The sequence below is a fragment of the Magnetococcales bacterium genome, from assembly GCA_015231175.1.
Lineage (GTDB): Bacteria > Pseudomonadota > Magnetococcia > Magnetococcales > DC0425bin3 > HA3dbin3.
The window spans coordinates 1-9,391 of record JADGBZ010000105.1; the positions used below are offsets into that span (position 1 = coordinate 1).

Annotated in this window: 7 protein-coding genes; 1 reads left to right on the forward strand and 6 read right to left on the reverse strand. The window is 59.2% G+C overall.

The genetic code is table 11. The features are described 5' to 3' along the window. Window positions 1-50 precede the first annotated feature (50 nt). The 6 genes from HQL63_14935 to dnaB all read right to left on the reverse strand — a co-directional run bounded on the left by HQL63_14935 (window position 51) and on the right by dnaB (window position 7,992). On the reverse strand, window positions 51-1,856 hold the full coding sequence (locus tag HQL63_14935; protein ID MBF0178120.1) for a tetratricopeptide repeat protein: 1,806 nt from the start codon (window positions 1,854-1,856) through the stop codon (window positions 51-53). Between the two features lie 348 nt (window positions 1,857-2,204). After that, window positions 2,205-2,822: a CvpA family protein gene (locus tag HQL63_14940; protein MBF0178121.1), complete on the reverse strand. Its 618-nt coding sequence runs from the start codon at window positions 2,820-2,822 to the stop codon at window positions 2,205-2,207. Then, a complete protein-coding gene (gene radA / locus HQL63_14945; protein ID MBF0178122.1) occupies window positions 2,819-4,180 on the reverse strand; it encodes a DNA repair protein RadA in 1,362 nt (453 codons plus the stop codon). Before radA ends, HQL63_14940 begins: the two co-directional genes overlap by 4 nt. 203 nt (window positions 4,181-4,383) lie before the next feature. Next, complete coding sequence (locus HQL63_14950) at window positions 4,384-5,331, reverse strand: SPOR domain-containing protein (GenBank protein MBF0178123.1); 948 nt, start codon at window positions 5,329-5,331, stop codon at window positions 4,384-4,386. 83 nt (window positions 5,332-5,414) lie between these two features. After that, a complete protein-coding gene (alr, locus tag HQL63_14955; protein MBF0178124.1) occupies window positions 5,415-6,608 on the reverse strand; it encodes an alanine racemase in 1,194 nt (397 codons plus the stop codon). Next, entirely contained in the window at window positions 6,586-7,992 is a 1,407-nt protein-coding gene (gene dnaB, locus HQL63_14960; protein ID MBF0178125.1) for a replicative DNA helicase, read from the reverse strand. Before dnaB ends, alr begins: the two co-directional genes overlap by 23 nt. 348 nt (window positions 7,993-8,340) lie before the next feature. Here dnaB and radC point away from each other — a divergent pair, with 348 nt between their 5' ends. Next, window positions 8,341-9,042, forward strand: coding sequence for a DNA repair protein RadC (radC, locus tag HQL63_14965; GenBank protein MBF0178126.1), 702 nt, complete (start codon window positions 8,341-8,343; stop codon window positions 9,040-9,042). Window positions 9,043-9,391: the final 349 nt, after the last annotated feature.

Below are 9,391 nucleotides of genomic sequence, written 5' to 3' on the forward strand. Positions count from 1 at the left end.
TAAGCGCCATTGGGGCGCAGCCCTTCCTCCTGGACCTCCATCCCAGTCTTTTAATCGTTTGTTGGGCAAAAGCCCTTCAGGATCGCCACCTGCGCAGGAAACACCGTCCCAAGGTGGGGATTGTCATGCAACAGGGTGGTCATGGCAGCACAGCGGGAAATTCTTTCGGCATTGTTCATGGTGAGGACAAGCTGGAAATGAGGCATGGCCTCCGGAAGATGGCCCAGAACAGTCAGGCTGATGGCCAGGAGAAAGTGCGCCTGGGATTGCTGGGCGAGGGGAGGTGCAGGCTGCCGTTGCAGGGCTTTCTCGAAAAATCCCAGGGCAAGATCCATGGTGTGCGGTGTCATGAAACGGCGGCCCATCTCCATGAGGATGGGTGGATCCTGTGGAGAGGTGACCAGGGCCTGGCGGATGGCGGCACGCGCCTCGGGAAACCGGTCCAGAGCCAAAAGCGCACGAGCCATTTTGTAGTGGATGGTGAAGGGGGAACGGGGAGCCAACTGGAGAGCGGCAGCAAACTGCTCGACGGCGGAGGCATACCGCCCCTGGTCCAATTCATGTTTGCCCAGGAGGTAATGGACAAGCGTGTTGTCCTTTGTCACGCGCAGGGTGTGCCGCCAAAGAGCGCCGCTGTCGCGCCAATATCCCACCTGTTGCCAGCACAACAGGGTAAAAATACCGACGGTCACCCCCGCCAGAATGAGGCGGAAAGAGGGACGCCGCAACGACGCCAAAGGCCAGGAAGGAAGCAGGCCCGCCAGGGCCAGAAACAATCCCATGTGCGGCAAATAGGTGAAGCGGTCCGCCATGGCCTGGGAACCAGCCTGGGCTAGACCCGAAACCGGAAAAAGGGCGATCATGAACCAAAACCACCCCATGGTCCAGGCAGGGTAGGCACGCCTGGCGATCAGGGCGCCTCCCGTCAGGCCCAGCAACACCAGCAGCGACAAGGCGACAGTCAGGGGAGAGAGGCTCGCCTGGGGATGGGGATAGAACGCAGCCAGGTCGATGGGAAGAAGGGTTTTGAACAGATAGTCCAGATAGACAACGACCATGTTGGCCAGGCGTGTGGAGAGGGGAAGCAGCGTCCAATCCAAACGATCTCCGTGGAGTTCCGAGGGCGTGGCGGTGGTGGTCAAGGTCAGGATAGCGGCGGCGAACGCCAGGACGACATAGGGAGCTTTTTCCCGGATGAGCGTTCGCCAACCTTGCTCTAGGCGGTGCAGGGGCCAAAAGTCCAGAAGCAACAGAAGCAGAGGCAACGTGACCCAGTTGGGCTTGCAGGCCAGGGATGCCAGATAAAACAGGCTGGGTTTCCAAAAACGCGCCCGTGCAAACGATGCTTGCGGCTGGAGGGCAGTGAGGTGGAGATGCAAAGCCGCCAAACCAAACAGGCCCGCCAATATCTCCTTGCGTTCCACCGCCCAGGCCACCGCCTCCACATGCTGGGGGTGAATACCGAACAGGAGAGCTGCCAGAAGGCTGGGGAGCAGGTGACCCGTCAGGCGCAGGATGAGACCAAAGAGCAGCAGCGTGTTGCCAAGGTGCAAAAGAAGGTTGACTGTGTGGATGGCACCCGGGTGCAGACCGAACAGGGTGGTGTCGAGCAAAAAAGAGAGCCAGGTGAGAGGGATCCAATAGCCGACATGGATATTGCTCCACGCCCAAAGGAAACTCTCCCAGGTCAGACCTTTCTGAATGATCGGGTTCAGAAGGAGATAGCGGGTATCGTCAAGATTGATGAAGGAGAAAGTGTGAAGACGGGCGTAGGGAAGCCAGACCCAGGCAAGCAAAAAAAAGATGGCTGAAAAAAGGGCGTATCGGGTGTAACTGTTCAACTCCCGGCGATGCATGTCAACTCCCAGCAGCTATTCAGTACCCGGCAACGAATTGGGGTCCAGAGGGCTGGCTCCCTTGCGGGTCAAGGGCAGCGCCCTTGCGGGTCAAGGGCAGCGCCCTTGCGGGTCAAGGGCAGCGCCCTTGCGGAGTCCGGGGCAGCGCCCCGTTGATATGAAAGCCTTTGTCAAGGCTCCGCCCCGAACCCCGCCAGGAGGAAGGGCGCAGCCCTTCCTCCTGGACCTCCATCCCAGTCTTTTAAACGTATTTTTTGGGGCTCTGCCCCAATTCCGCCAGGAGAAAGGGCGCAGCCCTTCCTCCTGGACCTTCATCCCGGTCTTTTAAACGTCTTGCAGCCCTTCCTCTCACCCGCCGGCGGAATCTGCCAGGCCCGCGCCACCATTCCGGGATCCTTCACTGCCTGGTTCGACCGCCTGTGTGACGGGTTTCATGGCACTACCACTCCGGTAATGTCCATATCCCGCCATGACCTTGTCACGCAAGACGGAAGCCGGCACAAGCCGCGCCGTCAACCGATGCGCCCCTTCGATACACCACGGGGCCAGACGCGACTGGTGGATGGCCGCTGTCGATGGAGGATCGAAGGAGAGCCACACCATACCGGCAACCAACAAGATCACGGCGCCCCGCCCGACACCCCACCCAACCGCCAAAACCCGGCTGAAGGGAGACAACTCTCCAGGGTGGGAGAGACGATTGACCAGCCAGTGCGTTACGGTCAAAGGCAGCTTGATGCTGGAAAAAACCAGCAAAAATGCCGCTGTTCCCACCAGGCCAACGTGCCCGTGGGACTGGAGATAAGGCAGCAGACGAGGTTCCAGCCGGCTTGCCAGCATCATGGCGGCCAGAAAGGAGATGACCCAACCCAGCAATTTCACCAACTCCTGATTGCTGCCCCGGAGAACCGAGAAGAGGATGGAAAATCCCACAACCCACAACAAAAGATAGTCGATACCGTTCATATGCTGAGTCTTTCCATGGCTTCCTCCACCGTATCGACCGCTTCCACGATCGTGGGGAGATTTTCAGGTAAGTTGTTGCAACATTTGGTTGGCAAGATACAGCGTGTAAAACCCAATTTGGCAGCCTCCTTGAGTCGCGTTGCGGCGTGACCTACCGCCCGAATCTCCCCCGCCAAACCCATTTCACCCATGATCACCATTCCCGGATCGGTTCCCAGGTTGCGATGGGAAGCGTACAGGGACGCAACGACGGCAAGATCCGCCGCCGGTTCCGTCACACGAAAACCACCCGCCACGTTCAGAAAAATGTCATGGTTGAACAGGCCAAGTCCCAAACGTTTTTCCAGCACAGCTGTCAACATGGCCAGACGATTGGCATCCAATCCCAGCGTGGTACGTCGTGGCAGGGCAAGCGAACTCGGCGCCACCAGGGATTGAATCTCCACCAGCACGGGCCGACTTCCCTCCACCCCCGGAAACACCACCGATCCCGCCGCACCCCGCTTACGTTCCGACAAAAACAGCTCCGACGGATTGGGCACCTCGTGCAGTCCCGAATCCCGCATCTCAAAAACCCCGATCTCGTTGGCCGCGCCGAAGCGGTTTTTGACCGCCCGCAGGATACGATAGTTGTGACCCCGCTCCCCCTCGAAATAGAGGACCGTATCCACCATGTGTTCCAATATGCGTGGGCCGGCGATTTGCCCTTCCTTGGTCACATGTCCCACCAGGAACACCGCCATGCCGCGATGTTTGGCCTCCATGATCAGGCGTGCGGCGCACTCCCGCACCTGGACCACGGTACCAGCCGCCGCCGGATAGGCATCGCTGGCCAAAGTCTGGATGGAATCGACCACCAGCACCGCAGGTTCCTTGGCGGTGACCGCCTGCAACACCCCCTCCAGGCGGTTGTCCATGGTGACCCACAAAAAATCCTCGACAATCCGCATGCGCTGCGCACGCAACTTGATCTGGGTCAGAGACTCTTCGCCCGAGGCGTACAGGACCGTCTGTCGCGAAGACAAACGGGCCAGAGCTTCCAGCAGCAAGGTGGATTTTCCGATTCCCGGATCTCCTCCGATCAGGGTCACCGACCCGGGCACCAGACCTCCTCCCAGCACCCGATCCAACTCCGCCATGCCAATCTGGAAGCGGGCCTCTTCGCCCATGACCACCCGGGCCAACAGGACCGGTCCCTCGCCAGCCAGCACGCCACCACCAGGCCGCTCGGGACGATCCTTCTCCACCACAAAGGCCTTCAGGCTGTTCCACGCTCCGCACGCACCACACTTGCCCTCCCAGCGGAGTTGCTCGGCGCCACATGCATCACACAGAAAGCGTTGCTTCGGACGTCCCATCGTGTTGCAATCCAAAAGGAAGATCCTGGTTTTTAGAACGTTTTCAGGTAACTATTCAGCACCCTTTGTAGCTATTCACCGTTCTTTTAAGAAAAACCTGGATATGAAAGCCTTTGTCAGGGCTTCGCCCCGAACCCCACCAGGACTCTGTCCTGGACCTGCCAGGGGGCCAGCCCCCTGGATCCCGATTCGTTCCCATTCCTTCACATCGGAGGAGGTTGCAGGGTTTGTGTGACTCCCGAGGTCTCGGAGGCTTGCGAGAGGTGCAAGGGCAACACACGGGCCTCCACTCCCAAACGCGCACGGATGGCTGCGGCCATTCGCCCGGCCTCATCGGCCTCGGCAAAGGGTCCGACCAGCACCAGAATCCGTGGCCGGCCCCCCTCCATGCCGCTGCGCCAGTAATCCGCAGTACCAGCCGCCAGCAATTGGCGATGAACCTTCCGGGCCAACGCCGGATCCGCAAATGCCCCAACCAAGACCTCATAACGCGCCCAATCAGGCGGCGGTGATGTGCGCACCACGTTCTGAACCAGGGAGAATGGCGAAACGGGCTGTGGTTTGGACACGGGGTGCACCCCCACCACCACAGACGCTTCCGCGTCCACCACCATGGGCAGGGAAATCCGATCCTGCCTGCTCAATCCCCAGAGAACCCCGACCGCCAGACACCACCCGGTCAGGGGCCACATCACAGACTTTCCCAAACGATCCCAAAGCTTTGAACGCAACGCCTTCTTGGGACGCGGCGTCTTGCCAGAGCAGACCAGGCCCACGCCACGAAGATTTTTCAAAGACTCCATACGCGCTGGGGCATAGGGTCTCTTTCCGTACCAGACAGCCTCCAGGCCACCTTTGGCCTGTTGATCCCGAGGGGGTTTCACATCTACGATCCGGTCATGGGCCGGGGGATGTTCCATGGCTGGAGCACCTGACTGGGGTGGGGCTGCGTCGGGACCGATGCTTTCGGTATCGGGCAAATCACCAAGGAGCAAGGGCGCATCCAGCTTGGCATCTGCGTCCAACCCACCCCAGCCACCCTGGCCATTCTGACCATCCCGGTCATCCCGGCTATTCTGACCATCCTGGCCATTCTGACCATCCTGGCCATCCAGCAGTGGTTCCACCCTGGTTTTTCTTGTTTCACCCATGCCCGTTCCACACCCGCCGACAAGGAGTCAAACCCGTTCATCCGAACCTCTGCCGGGGAGGGAAGCAAAATCAATGCCCAATTTCAACCATTCGAGGAGACGCCGGCCAGCTCATCCGCAGTGGCACGCAGATAGCGGCGTGGCAGGCGCGTTCCCAGGGCGCAAATCACCTCATAGGGTATGGTGCCAAGCCAGGTGGCCATCTCTTCGATATCGATCATCCCGGCTCCGTCGGCTCCCAACAGGGTGACGGAGGTTCCCACGGTCACAGCCGGCAAATCCGTGACATCCACGGTGATCAGATCCATGCAGACCCGTCCCACCACCGGAAAACGTCGGCCAGCGATCAAAACCTCGCCCCGATTTCCCAGGCGACGGTTGTAGCCATCACCATATCCCACCGGTATCTGGGCCAGGCGGGAGGGGCGTGACGTGGTGAAGGAGTGACCGTAGCTGACCGAAATGCCCGCCGGCACGGCATGTAACTGGATGATGCGGCTGCGCCAGGTCACCACCGGGCGCAGACCTGTCTCCCGCCACCCCTCCTCGGGGTAAAACGGGGAGGCTCCATACAACATGATGCCCGGACGCACCCAGTCATGGCGTGTCATGGGGTGTCCCAACAAACCGGCGCTATTGGCCAGGGAGACCCGCAACTTCCGCCGCGCCACTTCGGGTTGGGCCAGAAGATCCCGCAGCACCGCCGCCTGTCGAGCGGTTTCGGGCCGTTTTTTTTCGTCGGCACAGGCCAGATGTGACACCAGACCCACCACCCGGACCTGTTCTCCCAGACGATCCAGAGCCAGCAGAAACGCCTCCACATCGGCAGGAGGAACCCCCAGCCGCCCCATGCCGGTATCCACCTTGACGTGGACCCGCAAAGGTCGTTCCGGCGTTGCTGCGGCCAGAATTTGCAAATCGGTAGCCGGTTCAAACAAAAAGGGCTCCAGTTGCATGGCCGCAGCCTGTTCCACACAAGCCCCGCTCAATCCGGAAAAAATGGCCACCGGCTCTTCGATTCCCGCCTCCCGCAAGGCCACGCCCTCCTCCAGCAGGGCCACGCAAAACCCGGTGGCTCCGGCCTGTCGCAAGGCCTTGGCCACCGGGATCGCCCCGAGACCATAGCTGTTGGCCTTGACCACCGGCCAGACTCCCACCCCGGTTCCCACCCCGGTTTGGGCCACGCGAAAATTATGCACCACCGCTCCCAGATCCACTTCGATCCAGGTTGGACGCAGCGGCGGACCGCTCTCCCTAGTTGTGGCTTGATTTGGCATGGTTCTCAAACTTCGTGTATTTGTGAAGGAAAGTCAGGGGAACCGCCCCGGTCGGACCATTGCGTTGTTTGGCCACATTCACTTCGGCCCGACCCGTCAGGGAGGGGTCATCGGGTTTGTAGTACTCTTCACGAAACACAAACATGACGACATCCGCATCCTGTTCGATGCTGCCGGATTCACGTAAATCCGACAGAATGGGCCGGTGGTCGGTTCGGCTCTCCGGCGAGCGCGACAGTTGGGACACCGCCACCACCGGTACCGACAACTCCTTGGCAATGGCTTTGAGCCCCTGACTGATCTGCGAAATCTCCTGGACGCGGTTTTCGACCTGGAGGGAGCCTCGCATCAGTTGGAGGTAATCGACGATGATCAGATCGACCCCTTTCTCCCGCCGCAAACGCCGTGCCTTGGAGCGCAACTCCGTCACCGACAGGGCCGAGGTATCGTCAATGTAGATGGGTGCGTCCGACAGGCGGGCTGCCGCCTGGATCAACCGGCCATACTCTTCGTCGCTGAAGCGGCCTGTTCGCAACCCCTGGGCATCCACCCGGGCCGTGGCCGACAGCAAGCGCATCACGAGTTGCTCTTTGGACATTTCCAGGGAGAATATCCCGACGGATTTTGCATGATCCAGGGCCGCATTGGCGGCAAAATTCAAGGCCAGGCTCGTCTTGCCCATGGCTGGCCGACCGGCGACGATTACCAGATCCGACTTTTGCAGCCCCGTCAATTTTTCATCCAAATCCTTGTACCCTGTCGGCACGCCTGTCACCGAAACCCGCCGGTCCATCAGGCTTTCAAGGTGTTCCAATACAGGACGCACCACCGACTTCATGTCAAAATAGCCACTCCGGCGTTGATCCTTGCTTTCGGCCACGCCAAAGATGCGTTGTTCCGCCTCATCCAGGATCGTATCCACCTGATCCTGCCCTTCGTAGACGAGATCCACTACCGCCGTGGCCTGCCGAGCCAACTCCCGCAAGACCGATTTGTCGTGGACCAGTTGCGCGTAGGCCTTGGCATTGGCCGTGGCCGGAACCGTGTTGACCAACTCCGCCAGATAGCCCGAGCCGCCCACCGTATCCAATTCGGCGTTGCTCTCCAGGTGTTGCCGCAACAGAACCGAATCAGCGGGTTGACCGCGTTCCAGCAGCGTGCGTATCCCCTGATAGGCAACCCGGTGGGCGCCGACATAAAAGTCGTCCGGTTCCAGAATATCCGCCACTTGATCCATGACGGTGTTGTCCAACAGGATGGCCCCCAGGACGGATTGTTCAGCCTCCAGGGAGTAGGCTGGCCGACGGAGATGAGTTTTCCGGGATGCGGGTCTTGCCGTGTTGGTTGCGGGGGGGTCTTCCGGATACCCGGGATCGTCCGGCATCTCCGGAACAGGAACGGCGTAGGGTTCAAGCACGGGTGTCTCTTCCTTGAGAATGAAGGTCCATCGCTTTTTCGCCAGTCTCCTCCAGTTCCGGCTTGCGGACAAGGAGATCCTGCTTGAATCCTTTCATTGTAAGCAATTCACTTCCCATGCCACGATTTTTTCCCGATACTGGAGTCCCTGGAGAGGGGTGGGCGTGGGCCTGGGAATTCAGTTTTCAGCTTCAGTGATGTAGTTGTTTTTTGGGTGGCGCTGAATGGACACCGGTAAATCGACCGTGGATCATCACAGGGCTGCCCAGCCGACGCTGAAGCCTTGTTCAGCAATGGGGTATTCATGAGCACGTCCATGTCCGGCGATACGACGGATGCGTTGCATCAAGGCCACCGCAAACGGTTACGCAACCGTTTTCTGCTTGAGGGGATCGATCAGTTCGAGCCGCACCAGGTCATGGAGCTGCTTCTGTTTTATGCCCTGCCGCGTCGGGACACCAACGATATAGCCCATTTGTTGCTGCATCGTTTTGGAACCTTGTCGGCGGCCCTTGAGGCTGACCCGCAGGATTTGGCTTCCGTCCCCGGCATCGGTGAAAAGGCCGCCACGTTTCTTTCCCTGATTCCCCAGATCACGCGTTACTATCTGCGGGATCGGGCCTGCCGGGACCAATCCCCCCTGAACACGCCTGAAGCCACCCAAAAATATTTAATTCCGCTCATGACAGGGCGGTCGGAAGAGGTTTTTTACCTTCTCTGCCTGGACAGCCGTTTTCGCCTGATCTACCCCGCCCTCATCAAACGCGGCACAGTCACTGGTGTTCTCGTCGAGCCCCGCCTGGTCGTCGAGAGTGCCCTGCGCCACAAGGCTTCTGCTGTCATTCTTGCCCACAATCACCCTTCCGGCGCCATCAATCCTTCGCCGCAGGATGTGCAGTTCACGCGCCTTATTCAGCAGACCATGATTCCCATCGGCATCCAGGTGGTGGATCACATCATCGTTGCCCATGAACAAATATTCAGTTTTACTCAAAACAGGCTGTTGGAATCCGGATAATAATGACGGTTTTTGAAAAGCCTGGCGGCCCTTCAGCCGTTTTACCGACAAGCTTTGGCAATAGAGAAGGCTTTGTTGCGACTTGTTGTGTGGCTGAACGATTTGAAATATAACATATATTGTTGGCTCAATATGGATTCCGGGGGCTTATCGCACCAGAAGATCCAACAGAGAATGCAGCACCCGTTTGCCCCGCATTCTCACGTTGTGGATGAACTCGAAAAACCCCAAATATACCGGCAACTTCTCCTGTGAAATGCCCCGACGTGGCCTGAGCCATGAACGCAGCAGTGACCAAAACCCTTCCATGGTGTTGACGTGGACTTCATGAAATCCATCACCATCTTCA